16 protein-coding genes are annotated in these 17,399 nt (G+C 70.2%); 10 read left to right on the top strand and 6 right to left on the bottom strand.

The window, feature by feature from the left end; translation table 11 throughout:
- On the bottom strand, positions 1-1,028 hold a 1,028-nt coding region (locus tag E1285_RS34460; RefSeq protein ID WP_132158770.1), incomplete at its 3' end, for a cytochrome P450.
- On the opposite strand from E1285_RS34460, the gene E1285_RS34465 reads away from it, so the two are divergent.
- Both E1285_RS34465 and E1285_RS34470 read left to right on the top strand, forming a co-directional pair.
- Positions 1,023-1,445: a PaaI family thioesterase gene (locus tag E1285_RS34465; protein WP_207947022.1), complete on the top strand. Its 423-nt coding sequence runs from the start codon at positions 1,023-1,025 to the stop codon at positions 1,443-1,445. The two genes, E1285_RS34460 and E1285_RS34465, sit on opposite strands and share 6 nt — an antisense overlap.
- Position 1,446: 1 nt before the next feature.
- Positions 1,447-2,136, top strand: coding sequence for a dienelactone hydrolase family protein (locus E1285_RS34470; protein ID WP_132158771.1), 690 nt, complete (start codon positions 1,447-1,449; stop codon positions 2,134-2,136).
- Between the two features lie 40 nt (positions 2,137-2,176).
- Here the strand turns inward: E1285_RS34470 and E1285_RS34475 are convergent, their stop codons facing one another.
- A complete protein-coding gene (locus tag E1285_RS34475) occupies positions 2,177-3,022 on the bottom strand; it encodes an ADP-ribosylglycohydrolase family protein (protein ID WP_132158772.1) in 846 nt (281 codons plus the stop codon).
- Entirely contained in the window at positions 3,019-6,108 is a 3,090-nt protein-coding gene (locus E1285_RS34480) for a LuxR family transcriptional regulator (RefSeq protein ID WP_132158773.1), read from the bottom strand. Before E1285_RS34480 ends, E1285_RS34475 begins: the two co-directional genes overlap by 4 nt.
- 100 nt (positions 6,109-6,208) lie before the next feature.
- Between E1285_RS34480 and E1285_RS34485 the strand changes: the two genes are divergently transcribed.
- Positions 6,209-7,282, top strand: a complete 1,074-nt coding sequence (locus E1285_RS34485) for an alkene reductase (protein ID WP_132158774.1) — start codon at positions 6,209-6,211, stop codon at positions 7,280-7,282.
- 194 nt (positions 7,283-7,476) lie between these two features.
- Here E1285_RS34485 and E1285_RS34490 read toward each other — a convergent pair whose 3' ends face one another.
- Positions 7,477-7,821: a C40 family peptidase gene (locus tag E1285_RS34490; protein ID WP_243723249.1), complete on the bottom strand. Its 345-nt coding sequence runs from the start codon at positions 7,819-7,821 to the stop codon at positions 7,477-7,479.
- A gap of 979 nt (positions 7,822-8,800) precedes the next feature.
- Between E1285_RS34490 and E1285_RS34495 the strand changes: the two genes are divergently transcribed.
- The 4 genes from E1285_RS34495 to E1285_RS34510 all read left to right on the top strand — a co-directional run bounded on the left by E1285_RS34495 (position 8,801) and on the right by E1285_RS34510 (position 12,008).
- On the top strand, positions 8,801-10,165 hold the full coding sequence (locus E1285_RS34495) for a family 1 glycosylhydrolase (protein ID WP_132158776.1): 1,365 nt from the start codon (positions 8,801-8,803) through the stop codon (positions 10,163-10,165).
- 175 nt (positions 10,166-10,340) lie between these two features.
- Positions 10,341-10,892, top strand: coding sequence for a nucleotidyltransferase (locus E1285_RS34500; RefSeq protein WP_132158777.1), 552 nt, complete (start codon positions 10,341-10,343; stop codon positions 10,890-10,892).
- Positions 10,893-11,004: 112 nt separating this feature from the next.
- Positions 11,005-11,250 carry a BON domain-containing protein gene (locus E1285_RS34505; RefSeq protein WP_132158778.1) on the top strand — a complete coding sequence of 82 codons (246 nt, stop codon included), beginning with the start codon at positions 11,005-11,007 and terminating at the stop codon, positions 11,248-11,250.
- The gene (locus E1285_RS34510) at positions 11,247-12,008 is read left to right on the top strand and encodes a metallophosphoesterase (RefSeq protein ID WP_132158779.1); all 762 of its coding nucleotides are present in this window, start codon (positions 11,247-11,249) and stop codon (positions 12,006-12,008) included. The genes E1285_RS34505 and E1285_RS34510 overlap by 4 nt, the downstream gene beginning before the upstream one ends.
- 268 nt (positions 12,009-12,276) lie before the next feature.
- On the opposite strand, the gene E1285_RS34515 is transcribed toward E1285_RS34510, so the two are convergent.
- Both E1285_RS34515 and E1285_RS34520 read right to left on the bottom strand, forming a co-directional pair.
- Positions 12,277-13,227, bottom strand: coding sequence for a DNA topoisomerase IB (locus E1285_RS34515; protein WP_243723250.1), 951 nt, complete (start codon positions 13,225-13,227; stop codon positions 12,277-12,279).
- 67 nt (positions 13,228-13,294) lie between these two features.
- Positions 13,295-14,143, bottom strand: a complete 849-nt coding sequence (locus tag E1285_RS34520) for an SDR family oxidoreductase (protein WP_132158781.1) — start codon at positions 14,141-14,143, stop codon at positions 13,295-13,297.
- Between the two features lie 343 nt (positions 14,144-14,486).
- Here E1285_RS34520 and E1285_RS34525 point away from each other — a divergent pair, with 343 nt between their 5' ends.
- The 3 genes from E1285_RS34525 to E1285_RS34535 all read left to right on the top strand — a co-directional run bounded on the left by E1285_RS34525 (position 14,487) and on the right by E1285_RS34535 (position 17,372).
- Positions 14,487-15,260: an SDR family NAD(P)-dependent oxidoreductase gene (locus tag E1285_RS34525; RefSeq protein WP_132158782.1), complete on the top strand. Its 774-nt coding sequence runs from the start codon at positions 14,487-14,489 to the stop codon at positions 15,258-15,260.
- An 8-nt stretch (positions 15,261-15,268) separates the two neighbouring features.
- Positions 15,269-16,033, top strand: a complete 765-nt coding sequence (locus tag E1285_RS34530) for a crotonase/enoyl-CoA hydratase family protein (protein ID WP_132158783.1) — start codon at positions 15,269-15,271, stop codon at positions 16,031-16,033.
- Positions 16,034-16,295: 262 nt separating this feature from the next.
- Complete coding sequence (locus tag E1285_RS34535) at positions 16,296-17,372, top strand: hypothetical protein (RefSeq protein ID WP_132158784.1); 1,077 nt, start codon at positions 16,296-16,298, stop codon at positions 17,370-17,372.
- Positions 17,373-17,399 lie beyond the last annotated feature (27 nt).

The raw sequence follows: 17,399 nt of genomic DNA on the forward strand, positions 1-17,399 counted from the left end.
TGGTAGACGACCACCTTGTCGCCGGCGTCGATGGTGCGGCCGGAGAGTTGCAGGGGTGTCGTGGCTGTGCGGCGGAAGTCCATGACCGGGGGCCAGTAGCGGAGCATCTCCTCGACGGCGGACGGGAGGAGGGACGGGTCGGCGCGGAGGCGGGCCAGTTCGGACGGGTGGTCGAGGAGGGTGAGGAGGCCGCCGGGGATGCCGTTGCGGAGGGTTTCGTTCCCGGCCACCGCGAAGAGGAAGAACATGTTCTCGAACTCTTGGGCGGTGAGGCCGCCTTCGAGCATGCGGGACATGATGTCGTCCGACGGGCGCCTGTGCTTCTCGGCTGCCAGGGCGTGGGCGTAGGCGAACATGTCGGCCAGGGCCGTGTAGGAGCGGGGGTTGATGGGACGGCCGTCCGGATGGGTCGAGGTGGTGGGACGGTGTTGCAGCGCCTCGCGGGCCATGGGGCTCATCGGGGCGGTGTCGGCTGTGGAGAGGCCGGCGTATTCGTCGTCCTGGTAGCCGATGACGCGGGACGCCCAGTCGTAGAGGAGACGGCGGTCGGTGTCGGGGACGCCCATGATGTGGGCCAGCGTCCAGACGGGGAGGTCGGCCGCGAGTTCGACGAAGTCGGCGTCCTCGTTGAGGGCGGAGGCGACGAGCGTGCGGGCTCTGGCGTTGATCGTGTCTTCCAGGGCGCGGACGGCGCGGGGGGTGAACGCGGCGGCGACGATGCGGCGGAGGCGGGAGTGGCCGGGCGGGTCCTGGTTGAGCATCATCGCGCGGACGAAGGCGAGATCCTCGGGCGTGTCGGGGTCGCGGATCTGGGTGGCGCCGAGGTTCGAGGAGAACAGGTCCGGGGAGCGCAGGACGTGTTTGACGTCGGCGTGCCGGAAGACCGCCCAGTAGCCGGGACCGGCCGGCCAGGGACCGACGGCGGGTTCGGGCACCCAGGTGACGGGTGATCGGGCCCGCAGCTTCTTGAAGGTCTCGTACGGGACGCCGGTCGTGTAGGTGGACGGCAGGAAGATCTCCTCGTGCATGTCCTCAGCGTGCATCATGTGACGGTGAACCCTGAAGAAATCCTGCGTGAGAACTTCGCGCCGTGGGTGCTGGACCTTGGGCTCCTCGTCGAGGAGGTCGGGGACGGCGCGGCGGTGCTGCGGCTGCCGTGGTCGGATCGGCTGGCCCGGGAGGGCGGTGCCCTGTCCGGGCAGGCGTTGATGGCGGCGGCCGACACGGCGGTGGTGATCGCCGTATCGGGGGCGAAGGGTGCTTTCGTCCCCATGACGACGGTGCAGCTCAGCACTTCGTTCCAGCGGCCCGTGGTGGAACGGGACGTGCTGGTGGCGGTCGAGCTGACGAAGCTGGGGCGGACGCTGGCGTTCGCGGAGATCGACATGACCGCCGATTCGAAGACCGTCGCGCATGCGAGCGCCGTTTACGCGATCATCGGGTGATATGACGCGCATTGAGAAGGTTGTTGTTCCGGACGGTGAGTTCAACCTGCACGTGTGGGCCCCGGAGGGCGGGGGACCGGGCATCCTGCTCGTCCAGGAGATCTTCGGGGTCGGCGACTACATGGAGGCGGTCGCCGAGGATCTGGTGGCGCTCGGGTATGTCGTGGCGGCACCCGACATGTTCTGGCGGATCGAGCCGGGATGGGCGGTCGTGCACAACGAGGAGGCGGTCCCGAAGGGGCTGTCGATGGTCTCCCAGTTCGACTGGGAGAAGGGTGTCGAGGACGCGGCGGCGGCGCTGGCGGTTCTGAAGGGGCTGCCGGAGGTCGGCAAGGTCGGTGTCGTGGGGTTCTGCTTCGGTGGGATGCTCGCGTACCTGCTGGGGGCCAGGGCCGAGATCGATTCTCTGGTGTCGTTCTACGGGTCGGGTGTGCCGGGCGCCTTGGAGCAGATCGACGCCATCCGGAGTCCGGTGCAGTTCCACTTCGGTGGGGACGACCCGTACATCCCCCGGGAGGACGTCGCCAAGGTGGAGCGCGCGGTGGACGGGCGCGATGGCATGGAGATCCACGTCCAGGAGGACGGCGGGCACGCCTTCCACAACCGCAAGGCGCCGATGTTCTACCAGCCGGAACCCGCGGAGCGGGCGTGGCGGCTCACCGTGGAGTTCCTCGCCCGCACCCTGTCATAGCGCGCGGGGTCAAGACGCGCGGGGTCATGACGCGGCGGGATCACAGCGCCCAGGACGGCAGCGGTTCGCAGTCGGGCAGCCAGGCCGCAGGGGCGCCGCCGATGATGCCGCCGACGATGGCGCAGGTGGTGTCGATGTCTCCGCCGGCCGCGGCGGTCGTCCAGAACGCGCGTTCGTAGTCGCCGAGGTGCCGTGCGGCGGCCCAAAGGGTGAACGGGACGGTGTCGTGCGCGGCGACCTGACGCCCGTTCCCGAGGACGGCGGACGCCGTGGCCGGGTCGCCGATCGTCAGCAGGCGGCGGGCCTCCGCGATGCCCTGGTGAACCGTGCCGGACGGGACGTGGCGGAGGACCTCGTCGATGAACTTGCCGGGCGGTGGTGCGGCGGGTGCGATGGCTGCGGCGACGGCCACGGCCATCGCACCCGCTACCGCCTCGGGATGAGGGTGCGTTACCTCGGCGGAGAGCGCGGCTTGGCGGGCTGCTTCAGCCGGGTCGTCCGCGAACCAGGCGCCGATGGGTGCGACACGCATCGCGGCGCCGTTTCCCCATGAGCCGGCGCCGTCGAACGGTTCCCTGGCGAGGGTGCGCCAGTCGCCCCCTTCACGGATGAGCCGCAGAAGCCGTCCTGTGGACGGGCCATAGCCGCGGTCGAAATCGTGCCGCTCCGCGAAGCTCGCGGCAAGAGCGTCCTGGTCGATGGCGCCGTGGCGCGTGAGGACGAGGTAGATGGACGCCGCCATCTCGGTGTCGTCCGTCCACTGCCAAGGCCCAGGGGGAAGGGTCTGCGCCTCGTAGGCGGGGCGGTTGGCCGGGACGAAGAACTGGGAGCCTAGAGCGTCCCCTAGAGCGAGGCTTTGGAGAGCCGTGTACGCGTGCGTCGTCATGCGGTGGCGGGCTCCAGGGTGAGGCCGGACAGTTCCTTGCGTGACGAGATACCGAGCTTCGGATACGCCTTGTAAAGGTGGTACTCCACCGTCCGCGGGCTGAGGAACAGCTGGGCGGCTATCTCGCGGCTGCTCGTGCCCGACGCCGCCAGGCGCACGACTTGAAGCTCCTGTGGAGTGAGACGGTCGAGGAGAACCGGGGACGTGGGTGTGGAGGGACCGGATTCACCGGTTGCGCGTAGTTCGGCGCGCGTGCGGTCCAGCCATGGGGTGGCGCGGAGGCGCTCGAAGACCTCCCCCGCCGAACGAAGCTGAACACGTGCCTCGGACCGTCGGCGGGCGCGCCTGAGCCACTCGCCGTAGAGGAGTTTCGTGCGGGCCCGTTCGAACGGCCGCGTCGACCGCTCATGTAGCTGGACGGCCCGCGCATACGCGTCCTCGGTATCGGTCAGCAGGGCTTCGCAGTGCAGGGCCATGGCGAGCGCCCACGTCTGCCTTCCCGCCTCGGCCCAGGCGCGGAACCGTCCGAAGGCGGCGCGAGCGAGTTCGGCGTGTCCGGAACGCACGGCCGCCTCGACCTGGTCGGCGGCGGAGACCATGCTGTCCGTGCTGTGGCGGCGGGGACCGCGGGCGATCTCTTCGAGGCGGCGCAGCGCGTCGTCGTGGCGGCCGAGACCGAGGTCGAGCAGCGCCAGCGCGCTGTCGGCGAGGCCGCCGTGCGGCTGCGGGGTCCCGGTGATCGAGCCGGGGGCGACCAGCTCGCGCAGCCGGGCCTCGTCGCCCTCGATCGCCGCGACGCGCGACAGCACGGCGCCGAGCCGTCCCTCGCAGTGGGGACGGCCGGTGTCGCGGGCCAGCGCGATCGCCTCGGCGACGGTGGCCTCCGCGTCCGAGTGCCGGCCGACCGCGATCTGCGTCTGGGCCAGCGTCTGCAGGATGGTGGGCAGTGCGCCGATCAGACCGTGCCGCCGGGAATGCGCGACCTCGGCCGCCGCCAACTCCAGTGCCGCCTCATCGTCTCCGACGATCAACGCCACCTGCGCCCCCCACGCCAGACTCCCCGCACGGAGCACCTGACCTCCCGCGCCGAGGAGAAGCCCCCCAGACCCGGTTCCCCGCTCTCCGGAACCGTGGCCCTGTCCCGCCCCGCCACGAATGCGTTCACGAGCCCCGAAACCCGCCTTCTCGGACCCGGCGGGGTCGCCCATACCGCCGTGGTAAGCGGTGCCGTTGCGGTGTCCCGTGCCGTCGTCGTTGCACCCGGCTGTGGCGTCGTTGCGCCCGGCAGTGGCGTCGCGGCGTCCCGAGCCGCACGGGTCGTGCCCGGTGGTGCCTGCGTGTTGTTCCGAGCGGCAGGGGTCGTGCCCGGTGGTGCCTGCGTGTTGTTCCGAGCCGCCGGTGTCGCGCTGGGCGGTGCCCGTCTGGTGACTCGTGCCGGTCTGGTGACTCGTGCCGGTTCGGATTTCGGCGATCTGCTGGTCGAGGAGGGGGAGTCCGCGCGTGTGATCGCCTTCGGCGAGGAGAGCCAGGCCGTTGATCGTGCGGTCGTCGGGGAGCAGTTCGGCGGCTCGCAGTACGGCGGGCAGCTCGCCGGACGTCCAGCCGTACATGGCGCCGGTTCGCAGCATCGCGGCGCGCTCGTCCGGTGCCGCGCCGGCGCCATTGCCGATCACCGGGAAGGCGGCGTCGACCATCATGGACGCGGCGTCGACCATCATGCGGGACGCGGCGCGCGGGTCGCCGCGCTCGTACTCGATGGTGGCGTGGACGCGGACGAGCCGCGCCAGCCCGTCGGGGGCGGTCGTGAGCCTCTCCGCTTCGGCGGCCAGGTTCTCGGCCTCGTCGAGCCGTCCCGCCTGAAGGATCATGGATGCGGCGGAGCCGAGCCGGGTGGCGCGCACGTGCGGGGCGGGCGTCAGATCCGCCGCCTGGCGGTAGAGCCCGGCCGCCGTCGCGTAGGCCAAGCGGCCATGGGCGCGCTCCGCGGAGCTCTCGATGTCGGCGGCGACGTCCTCGTCGGGTGCCAGGGTGGCGGACGCGCGGTGCCGGGCGCGGCAGCCCGGGTCGTCGGCGCTGTCGGCGAGCGCTTGGTGGACGGCGATGCGCAGCGCGGCGACCGAGCCGTGGTACGAGGCCACCTTGATCAGCGGGTGGCGGAAGGAGAGGCTGCGTCCGCTGACCGCCACCAGCCGCGCGCGTTCGGCCTCTTCCAGGTCGGCGAGGCCCACCCCCATGGTGCGCGCCGCGCTCAGCATCGACGCCATGTGCCCGCGCCCCTCCGCCGCCGCGATCAGCAGCATCAGCCGCGCGCTCTCCGGGAGGCGGCCGATCTGCGCCCGGAACGAGGCGAGGACCCGGTCGGCCACGGGCAGCGGGTCGGGGCCGTGCGCGAGGCTCGTCGGGACGGCGCTCAGTTCCTCCAGGGCAAGCGGATTGCCGGCCGCCTCCCGGATCACCCGGGCGCGGACGGTGGGCGGCAGGTCGCGAGCCGCGAGGAGCCGTTCGGCGTCGGCGTCCCCCATCCTCTCCAGGCGCAGTTCCGGGAGGCCGGTGCCGTCGAACACGTCGTCCCGCGCGGCGAACAGCATCACCACCCCTTCGGCCGCCAGCCGCCGCGTCGCGAACAGCAGTGCCTCGGCGGTCGCGCTGTCGAGCCACTGTGCGTCGTCCACCAGGACGAGGACGGGGCCGTTCTCCTCGGCGAGGTCGGCGAGGAGCGTCAGGACGGCCAGGCCGGTGGTGAAGCGGTCCCGCGCGGCTTCGGTGGACGCGGTGTCCCCGCCGCCGAGCGCGGAGCCGAGTGCGGCGGCCTGCGGGGGCGGGAGGGGGCCGAGCCGCTCCCGGACGGGCCACAGCAGTTGGGTGAGGCCGGCGTACGGGATGTCGGACTCCGCCTCGACGCCGGTCACCCGCAGGACGTGCGGCGGTCCGTCCGACGGGAGGAGCGCGGCCGCCTCGGTGAGCAGCGCCGACTTCCCGATACCGGCCTCGCCGCGCAGGACGAGCGCGCCGCTGCGCCCGTGGTCGCGTGCCTCCGCGAGGACCGAGGAGATTCGCGCTTGTTCGTCGTTCCGCCCGTAGAGCACGCAACCAAACTACGGGGCGAACTACCGAAGTCATACGGATTCGCCCCGTAGCTAACGGCTCGTACGTTCTTGACCAGCGAGAACGCACTAGGAGGAGCAAATGCAGGAACTGTTCGAGCCACTGTCCGCGGGGAAGCTGGAGCTGTCCAACCGCCTGGTGATGGCGCCGATGACCCGCAGCCGGGCCACCGAGCACGGCACTGTGACCGAGTTGACCGCCGAGTACTACAGGCAGCGCGCCGGGGCCGGGCTGATCATCACGGAGGGCACGCAGCCGAGCGTCCGGGGCCAGGGGTACATCCTCACGCCGGGTCTGCACTCGGACGACCAGGTGGAGGCATGGCGGAAGGTGACCGACGCCGTCCACGCAGAGGGTGGACGGATCTTCGCCCAGTTGATGCACGCGGGCCGTGTCGGTCACCCCGTCCTTTACCCGGACGGCGGGCTGCCGCTCGGGCCGTCGCCGATCGCGTCCGGGGAGCAGCTGTTCACGGCGGACGGCATGCTGGACCACCCCGAACCCCGCGAGATGACGCTGGACGACATCGCGCAGGCCGTCGAGGAGTTCGCAGCCTCGGCGCGCAACGCGATCACGGCCGGTTTCGACGGGGTGGAACTGCACGGCGCGAACGGCTACCTGATCCAGCAGTTCCTCGCCGACGGCAGCAACACGCGGACGGACGCGTACGGCGGCACCATCGAGAACCGCATCAGGTTCGCCGTCGAGGCCGTCGAGGCGGTGTCCGACGCGGTCGGCCCCGAGCGGGTGGGCCTGCGCGTGTCTCCGGGCGGCAGCGCACAGGGCCTCAGCGAGAGCGACACTCCGGAGTTGTATTCGGCACTGCTGGCGGCCCTCGCGCCCTACGGCATCGCCTATCTGCACGTCCTGGAGGAAGGAGACCGGAGCCTCACCCTCAGGATCCGCGCCGAGTGGCCGGGCACGCTGATCCTCAACCCGCACCCGACGCCCGAGTCGTTCCCCTCGAAGCCGGAGGACGGCGCCCAGGCGCTGCGGGACGGCGTGGCCGATGCGGTCGCGTTCGGCGAACTGTGGCTGGCCAACCCGGACCTGCCCGCCCGCATCAAGGCCGGCGGCCCCTACAACGAGGCTGACAAGACGACGTTCTACGGCGGCGACCACAACGGCTACACGGACTACCCAGCCCTCACCTGAAGAGAGGGCGAGTCGCCGCTGCGGGACGGGCCGGCCTAGCGGCGCGGACGGGGACGGCGGGGGCCGGGGCGTCGCCGGGTGCTCGCCGCTGAGCGGTGGGCGCCAGGTCGGCCCCGGCCGGTGGATTCCCGGCCGGGGCCGAGTGCTCGGCCGCCGCCAGTGGGCGTTCGTGCCGGTGCGCAGTGGGGCCTCGGTTAGAGGCCCGGACGGACACCGCCGTTGAAGTTGCGCTTGTAGTACCCGTTCAGCTTGATCTTCTTGACCTTGGAGCCGGAGTTGGGGGCATGGATCATGTAGCCGTGCCCGGCGTAGATGCCCATGTGGGTCCGGCTGCCGTAGAAGAACAGCAGGTCGCCCTTGACGGCTCCCTTCCAGGAGACCTTCTTGCCGACGGCGCGGTAGATCTGCTGGCTGGTGCGGGGGAGTTTCACCCCGGCCTTGCGCCAGGCGCCTCCGGCGAGGCCCGAGCAATCCCACGAACCCGGGCCCGTCCCGCCGTAGCGGTACGGGTCGCCTATCTGCTTCGAGGCGTACTTCACGGCATGGGCCGCGCGCTTCTTCTGCTTGGCGGACCGGGACGTCGAGGGCTTGGCGGCCGTGAGGGCGGCCTCCTGCGGTGGTGCCGCCGCTTCCGCGGGGACCGCCGTGAGGAGGGACGCTCCCAGCGCCGCGGCCGAGGTGAGGACGCCAGTGGTGATTGCGGTCTTCGGGGTGATTCGGGGGGTGTTCAGAATGACTCCAGACTTCGCGGGTGATGCCTACCGGGCAGCCGTCATCCACGGGGTGTTCACCATGGATTCGGGATGCGGCGGCCGTGCGACTCCAAAGCGAGGCAGCGGAATCACGGCCGCGTCCGGTTCCGTGCCTCTCGGCTGCACGGATTCGGCGGCCGACGGCGGCTTGCCGGGCGGGGTCCACAGGGACGGCCGCGGGGGCTCGCGACGGCCGTGCACCGAAGTGCCGGCGGTACGCCGCAGCCGCTCGTCGGAGTGCGTGTTCTGTTGTCCGGGCGGCCTTCCGTGCCGCATGAACCGAGCAGGAACGTAGGCAGGCTTGGGCGAACATGGCAAATCCCCCTCGGCAAATTCCGTGTCGGCAGGCACTGGCAACGGGACGGGCGTCCCGCCATGCCCTGCACCGATCACGAACTCATTCCGGAATGTGTGAGACGCGTCACCGATCCCGAATGAAGATCGACGTCCATGCTCGCGCTCCGGGGGGAGGCGGGTCAGTAGAACAACGTTCTGTGGAAAACTCGCTCAGGGGGGAGTGGAGGTGGTTGGATTGATCACAGATCGCTAAATATGGTCAATTCTGGCCATTTCTGATGCTTCTCCGACCGCCGGTCGGCCGTCTCTCTCGGTGTGGGATGGCTGGTGGAGCGGTCGGCCTGGATAGCCGGATTCGGTCATGGGCAGGGGTTGACGGGGACGCCTGGGCCGCCTGTAGTCCGAGGGACATTCATGTCCGGTTTCCGGAGGGAGCCCTGTGTTCGGCAGGTCCGGCAGAGCACGCCCGGTGCACGTCCTTTCAGCCCTCATCGCCTCGGTCGCGCTCACGCTGACCGCCGCACCCCCCGCCGCCGCGTCCCCGACCACGGCGTCCCCGACCACGGCGTCCGCTACCACCGGGTCGGGGACGGCCAAGTTCCCGCCCGGCTTCCTCTGGGGCGTTTCCATGTCCGGCTTCCAGAGCGAAGGGTCCTTCCCCGACAGCAACTGGACGAGGTACGCGAAGGAGGGGGGCTCCGGCGTCGAGCACCCCTACGGCGACTCCGTCGACTTCAAAAACCGTTACCCCGGTGACCTGAAGCTCGCCAAGGACCTCGGCGTCAAGGTCTTCCGCACCTCTGTCGAGTGGTCCCGGATCGAGCCGCGCCGGGGCCATCGTGACCCGGAAGCGATCGCCTATTACGACGACCTCATCCGCCAGATCAAGGCGAACGGGATGCGGCCGATGCTCACGCTCGACCACTGGGTGTACCCCGGGTGGGTCGCCGACCAAGGCGCGTGGGACAACCCGCAGACCCAGAAGGACTGGCTGCGCAATGCCAAGTTCATCGTCGACCGGTACAAGGACGATGACGTCATCTGGATCACTTTCAACGAGGCCAGCTCCTACATCTACAGGGAGCTGAGGTTCCGTCCGATGAACATCGGGCAGCTGCTGACGATGCGCGACGCCCTCATCAAGACGCACCGCGCCGCCTACGACATGATTCACAGGATCGATCCGGACGCCATGGTGTCGAGCAACGTCGCGTACGGCTCGGCCTTCAACGGCATCTTTGACGCGGCCCTGTTCAACGACGTCACAGACAAGCTCGACTTCATCGGGATCGACTACTACTACGGCGCGAACCTGGAGAACCTCACCGCCGCGTATGCCCTCACCGGGGAGCTCTGGAAAATCGATCCGGAGCCGGAAGGGCTGTACTACGTCCTCAAGAACTACCAGCGCAGGGTGCCGCACCTGCCCGTTTACATTGTGGAACATGGCATGCCGACCGATGACGGCAAGCCGGGCCCGGACGGCTACACGCGCACCGACCATCTCCGTGACCACATGTACTGGGTTCAGCGGGCAATGGCCGAAGGCGTGAAGATGATGGGCCTCAACTACTGGAGCCTCACCGACAACTACGAGTGGGGTAGCTACCGCCCGCGTTTCGGCCTTTACACGGTGGACGTGCTGACCGACCCGTCCCTGAAGCGCCGTCCGACCGATGCCGTGCCGACCTACCGGTCGATCATCGCGGACCGGGGCGTCCCGTCCGGATATGTGCCGGTACGCAAGCCGGGCTGGTGCTCCATCGAGGACCCCATCGCCACCTGCTTCGGCGAGACGCCGACGCCGCCCGCCGAATACAGCGTGCCCGGCTGACCCGGTGCCGGGCTGGTCGGGTGACGGGGGAGCGGGGGAGGCATGACCCGCGCGTCCCCGGGTACCGCCATCGCGACCGATATCGACCAGGGATCGCGTGGGGGCTGTGCCGACGGAACCCAAGCTCATTGGCCGCGGGTCCGGTACCGCTGGGCCGGGCCCCGAATCGGGCGGCGTGGCGGACGGCTTGCTGCTGAGCCTGAAGCGCGCCGCCGCCGCGCTCAGGGACGCCGGGATCGAGTACGCGCTCGCGGGCGGGTTCGCCGCGTACGCGCATGGCGCGGCCGTGTCGACGCACGACGTCGACTTCGTGGTGCGTGAGCGCGACGTCCAGGCGGCACTGGACGCGCTCGGCGGTGTGGGCATGACGCATCTGGAGAGCCCGGAGAACTGGCTGGAGAAGGCGTACGACGGCGAACACCTCGTCGACCTGATCCACACCCCGTCCGGACGTCCGGTGGACGGTGAGCTCCTCGGGCGCGCGGACGAGATGACGGTCGGGGCGGTGTTCATGCCCGTCCTGCCCGCCACCGATCTGATGATCATGAGGCTGCTGGCGTTCACCGAGACCGCCTGCGACTTCAGCGGGTTCCTGCACGTGGGCCGGGCGCTGCGGGAGCAGGTGGACTGGCGGCGGGTCGCCGCGGAGACCGCCCGGTCCCCGTACGCCTACGCCTTCCTGACCCTGCTCGCCCGGCTCGACGTCATCGAGGAGGACGTCCTTTGACCGGGCGCTTTGGAGCCGGGGGTCCCGTGTCCGGGGGTCCCGTGTCCGGATGTTCCGTTAGCGGGCGTCCGGTGAGTGAGAGGAGGGGGCGGTGATCGAAAGGGGCCGTGGTGTGACCGATCTGCCCGGATATGTGTCCGCGCACATCCAGGAGAGGCTCGCGACCGAGGCGCACGAGCTCGGCATCCGCGTCGACGTCCGCGGCGACGTGGTGCATCTGCGCGGCGAGGTCGTGAGCGAGGAGCGGCGGCGGGACGTCGAGGAGGCCGCCCGAGCCGCCGCCGAGGGACGGGAGATCTGCAACGAGGTGCACGTCGTCGCGGTCGCCGAGCCGGACGGGGAGGAGAGGCTTTCATGATCCGTGTGGCTGCGGTGGGGGACCTGCACGTCGGGCCCGAGGTCGCCGGGACCTACCGGCGGCACCTGTCCGCGCTCACCGACCAGGCGGACGTCTTCCTGGTCGCCGGTGACCTGACCAGGCACGGGACGGTCGAGGAGGGCAGGGTCGCGGCGGGCGAGCTGCGCGACGCCGGGGTCCCGGTGGTCGCGGTCCTCGGCAACCACGACTACCACTCCGACGCCGAAGAGGAGATCGCAGACGTCCTGCGCGACGCCGGTGTGACCGTCCTGGAGGGGGACGGCACGGTCCTCGACTGCGGCGGGACGAGGCTCGGCATCGCCGGTGGCAAGGGATTCGGCGGCGGGTTCGAGGGCAAATGCGCCAGCGACTTCGGCGAACCGGAGATGAAGGCTTTCGTCAAGCCCACCAAGGACTTCGCCGGGCGGCTGGGCGCAGCGCTCCTTGACCTGGACACCGACGTCACCATCAGCCTGACGCATTACTCACCCGCTGAAGACACCCTCCAAGGCGAGCCGCTGGAGATCTATCCCTTTCTCGGCAGCTACCTGATGGGCGAGGCGATCGACTCGGCCGGTGCCGACCTCGCCGTGCACGGCCACGCGCACAAAGGCACGGAGAAGGGCCTAACACCGGGTGGGGTGCGGGTACGGAACGTCGCCCTGCCCGTGCTCCAGCACGCCTACGCGCTGTACCACCTGGACCCACCCGAGGCCATCGCCCGACAACGCGCACGAGAAAGCGTCTCCGCCTGGTGAAGCACGCGCTTCTGCGGGGACATCCGGTGGGCCGGCGATCGCGAGATCTCGTGGAGGGGAGGGATCTCGCGATCGTCCACCATTGCCATTCCGCAGGCCGTCCTCCAGCCCGCCGACCGTCCTCCAGCCCGCACAACGGCCTCCGGTCCCATCGAGCGGAGCGCGGGCCAGAGGGAGCGCGGGCCAGAGGGAGCGTGGGCCAGAGGGAGCGGCGGGTCAGGCGGGGCGGCGGGTCAGGTGGAGCGGTGGGTCAGGTGGAGCGGCGGGGTCAGGTGGAGCGGAGTAGGTCGAGGACGGCTCGCTCGGCGGGGCCCTGTGTGGCGAGTTCGCCCTCGGCGGTCTCCACACCTAGCTCGCTTAGGGCGGGCGCTATCGTCCGGCCGTCCTGGTACAGGTCGATGACGCGCGGGTCGATGTAGGACGCCCGCGCCACCGCCGGGGTGTTGCCCAGATAGGCGGCAACCTCCTTGACGACGCGGACGACGGCGCGTTTCCGGGCGGTGTCGCTGTCTCCGGCGCGGACCGACACGGCCAGCCCGACCGCCGCGAGGACGGTGGCGTGCCAGGTGCGGAAGTCCTTGGCGGTGAAGTCGCCGCCGGTGACCTCCCGGACGAAGTCGTTGATGTCGGTGGTCGTGACATCGTGCCAGCCGTCGCGGGTGCGGTAGGCGAGCAGTTCGGGGGAGCCGTCGCGGCGGCGCTTGAGGCCGCTCACGACCTTGCACACGTCCTCTTCCGCGACCGACTGGTATCGCTCCTTCGCGCCCTTCGCCGGGTACTCGAAGGCGACTTCGCGGCGCCCGCAGGTGACGTGCTCGCGCAGGACGGTGGCGAGGCCGAACGTGCCGTTCTCCGCCGCGTAGGTCTCCCCGCCGATCCGGAAGAAGCCGAGGTCGATGAGGCGGACGGCGGCGGCGAGCACGCGTTCCCGGGCGTAGCCGCGCCCGGCGAGATGCTCGGTGAGCGTGTCACGGACCTTGGGCAGCCGGTCGGCGAGTTCTAGGACGTGTTCGTGCTTCTCTCGGTCGCGCTGTTCTCGCCATGCCTCGTGGTAGAGGTACTGGCGCCGTCCGGCCGCGTCCGTTCCGATCGCTTGGATGTGGCCGTCCGCATCAGGGCAGATCCACACGTCCGTCCAGGCGGGCGGTATGACGAGCGATCTGATTCGGTCCTTCTCGGTGGTGTCCTTCAAGGGACGGCCGTCGAGACCGAGATACACGAAGCCCCTGCCACTTTTCCGCCGTCCGAAGCCGGGTTCGCCAGGGTCGCTCTGGCGCAGGTCCATCTCAGCCTGGATGGATCTCACCGCCGGCGGGCACCAGCGTCTGCCCGGTGTAGTACGACGACTGGCGGTTGGAGGCGAAGAACACGTAGGACGGCGCGATCTCGTCGGGGTCGGCGGGGCGCCCCATCGGCGCGTTCTGGCCGAAGCCTTCGACGCGTTCCGCATCGAACGTCGCTGGAATCAGCGGCGTCCAGACCGGGCCTGGGGCGACGCAGTTGACGCGGATCTCGCGGTCCATGAGGTTCTGTGCGAGGCACTCCATGAGCGTCATCGCGGCCGCCTTGCTGGCGGAGTAGTCGATGAGCGTCTTGTTGCCGCGCAGCCCGTTGATGGATCCGGTGATGACGATGGACGATCCCGGCCCCAGGTGGTCGAGGGCCTGCTGGACGGTCCAGAAAAGCGCGAAGACGTTCACGTCGAACGTCCGGCGGAGCTGCGCGTCGTCGATCTCGCGGACGTCCTTCACCGGCGCCTGCGTGCCGTGGTGCAGGACGAGGACGTCCAGCCCGCCGAGGTCGCGGACGGTGTGCTCGACCACCTCGCGGCAGTGCCGTTCCTCGGCCAGGTCGCCGCCGAACGTGAAGCAGCGGCGTCCGGCGTCCTCGACCAGGTGTGCGGTGTGGCGGGCGTCGTCGTCCTCCTCCAGGTACGTGATGGCGACGTCGGCGCCCTCCTTGGCGAACGCGACGGCGGTGGCGCGGCCGATGCCGGAGTCGCCGCCGGTGATGAGGGCGCGGCGCCCGTCCAGCAGGCCGCTACCCGTGTAGTCGCGCATCTCGTCGCGTGGTTCGGGTGCCATGTCCCCGGTACGCCCCGGGTATGGCTGGCTCTGTGCCGGTTGCTCGCTCATGGCCCTGCCTCCCGCGGGGGACGTCCCCCCGCACGCCCGGTTCCTTCGCTCTCGCGAGGCGGGTGCCCGGAGGCGGGCGGCGGAAACGTCCCCCCTATTGTGACCTGTGAGTAATAAGACACTGCCGCGGAGCAAGACCTGCGGCTAAGACCTGCGGCTAAGACCTGCCGCTAAGCAAGACCTGCCGGGTGGCACGACCTGCCGGGTAGCAAGAACGAGGGGTGACAAGGCCTATTGGTAACAACGTGCCTCCGTGATCCGCAGGGGTGTGAGCAGAGCGCGCGGTGACTTCTGGGTAACATCATCCCGAACCACATTCGGTCCCTGACTTAAGGTGCTGCTTATGGACCTGAACGGAGTTTCCGCCGTCGTATCCGGTGGCGCGAGCGGCCTCGGTGAGGCCACCGTCCGCGCGCTGGCCGCCGACGGCGCCAAGGTGGTCATCGCCGACCTGAACGAGGACAAGGGCAAGGCCCTCGCCGGCGAGGTCGGCGGCGTCTTCGTCAAGACGGACGTGTCGGACGAGGCGCAGGTGCAGGCCGCCGTCCAGGCCGCCGTCGACACCGGTCAGCCGCTGCGCGTCATCGTCAACAGCGCCGGCATCGGCTGGGCGTCGCGGACCGTGAACCGCGACGGCTCCCCGCACGACCTCGCCTCGTACGAGACCGTCATCCGCGTCAACCTGATCGGGACCTTCAACCTGATGCGGATCGGCGCCGCCGCGATCTCCAAGACCGAGCCCGCCGACGCCGACGGCGCCCGCGGCGTGGTGATCAACACCGCGTCCATCGCCGGTCTCGAAGGCCAGACCGGGCAGCTCGCCTACTCGGCGTCCAAGGGCGGCATCATCGGCATGACGCTCCCCGCCGCACGCGACCTCGCCGCGATCGGCGTCCGGGTCAACACCATCTGCCCCGGCATCATCGACACCCCGATCTACGGCGAGGGCGAGGGCGCGGACGCGTTCAAGGCCAAGCTCGCCGCGCCCGTCCCGTTCCCGAAGCGGATGGGCAAGGCGTCGGAGTTCGCGCACCTCGTCAAGTCCCTGGTCGAGAACGACTACATGAACGGCGAGACCATCCGCTTCGACGGCGGTATCCGCTTCCAGCCGAAGTGAGGCACTGAATGACCGACGCTGTTCTTACCGAGGAGGACGGTGCCGTCCTCGTCATCACCATCAACCGTCCCGAGGCCCGCAACGCGGTCAACGGCGACGTGGCCCGCGGCATCGCCGCGGCGGTCGAGGAGCTCGACTCCCGCAAGGACCTGTCGATCGGCGTCCTCACCGGCGCGGGCGGGACGTTCTGCTCCGGCATGGACCTCAAGGGTTTCCTGACGGGCGACAACCCGACCGTCGAGGGGCGCGGGTTCGCCGGCATCACCGAGCGTCCCGCCGCCAAGCCGCTGATCGCCGCCGTCGAGGGCTACGCGCTCGCGGGCGGCTGCGAGGTCGCGCTGGCCTGCGACATGATCGTCGCGGCGAAGGACGCCCAGTTCGGGCTGCCCGAGCCGAAGCGCGGTCTGGTCGCGGCGGGCGGCGGCCTCCTGCGGCTGCCGAACCGCATCCCGTTCCACATCGCCATGGAGATCGCCCTCACCGGCGACAAGTACCAGGCGGAGCGGATGGCCGAGCTCGGGTTCGTCAACCGGCTCGCCGAGTCGGGCGGCGCGCTCGCGGCCGCCAAGGAGCTGGCCCTGAAGGTCGCCGAGAACGCCCCGCTGGCGCTCGCGGCGACCAAGAAGGTCATCGTGGAGTCCGCGGACTGGACGTCGGCCGAGGCGTGGAAGAAGCAGCAGGACATCACCCTGCCGGTCTTCACGTCCAAGGACGCCCAGGAGGGACCGGCGGCCTTCGCCGAGAAGCGCAAGCCGAACTGGAAGGGCGAGTAGCCCAACCGCTGGCAGCCCACCGCTGGCAGCCCACCGCTGGCAGCCCACCGCTGGCAGCCCCACAGCCAGCCCGGCGGCCGACCGCCCAGGACGCCCGGAACCTGCCCGGTTCCGGGCGTCCTGGCATGTGTGACGCAAGTGCCTGTTGCGTCCCGCTTCGGCCGCTTGCCCGGTTTCATTTTCTTGCCTGGCTCCACTTACTTCACAGTAAGTATTGCCGTACTCTCTTGCCACGCCAGTGCGATGATCTTGGAGGCGGCACATGGGACGCAACGTGGTGCTGGTGGTCGCCACCGCCCTGGCCTGCGGTGCCGGGACGGTCGCCGTGGCCGCCCCCGCGCACGCCGCCGCCTGGAAGGACATCCCCGGCGCGGCGCTGAACTACGACGGCGGCCTCGACCGGGTCGACTTCGGCGCCAAGAACGCGGGGTGGGCCGTCGGCGCCTCCGGCTCGTTCTTCAGCCCCCAGGCCAAGATCGCGCGCTGGAACGGCTCGTCCTGGGCCGCCGACACCAGCCCGGTCGGCTTCACACCCACCGACGTCGCCGTCTCGTCCGCCAGCAAGGCGTGGATCATCGGCTACAGCATGTGGGGCACCACCAGCCTCCACTGGAACGGCACCCAGTGGAATGAGGTGTCCTACCCGCTGGTGGGCTTCCCGACCGCCGTCTCCGCCGCTCCCGACGGCACCGCCTACTCCATCGCCGGCATCGACGCGGCCTCGGGCGGGCCCAGCGCCATCCTCCGGTGGACGGGAAGCGGCTGGGTCGACCCCCAGGTGCCGCTTCCCCCGTCCTCCTCGATCACCGCCGTGGACGTCCGCGCCGAGGACGACGTGTGGCTCGCCGGCACCACGTCCGCCACCGGCACGTCCATCACCGGCCTGGTGATGCACTGGAACGGGACGTCATGGGAGCGGATCGACGTCCCAGGCAACATGGGCGTTCCCGCCTACCAGGGCACCCTGCACCGGATCGTGGCCGACTCGCCGACGAACGTCTACGTCCTTCGCGTCCGGCAGAACGCCCAGACCACCAACGCGATCCTGCGCTACGACGGGACGTCCTGGGAGACGATCGGCACCCCGCTGAACGCGTCCGGAATCGGGCTCTCGTCCGACGGCGCCGGCGGCGTCGTCATGCTCCCGATCACCACCGGGAACAAGACGCAGTACATGCATTACAACGGCTCGTCGTGGACGACCGTCAACGGCCCGGCCCGCTCCGGAGCCGTCCAGGCCACCGACGCCGACGCCCGCCCCGGCACCACCGCGATCGTGAGCGCCGGCACGGCCTCCCAGCCCGACAAGAAGATTCCGTTCATCGAGTACTTCAGCTGACCCACCCCAACGCGGCCCCCCAACTCG

This window comes from Actinomadura sp. 7K507 (assembly GCF_004348425.1).
In the GTDB taxonomy this organism is placed as follows: domain Bacteria; phylum Actinomycetota; class Actinomycetes; order Streptosporangiales; family Streptosporangiaceae; genus Spirillospora.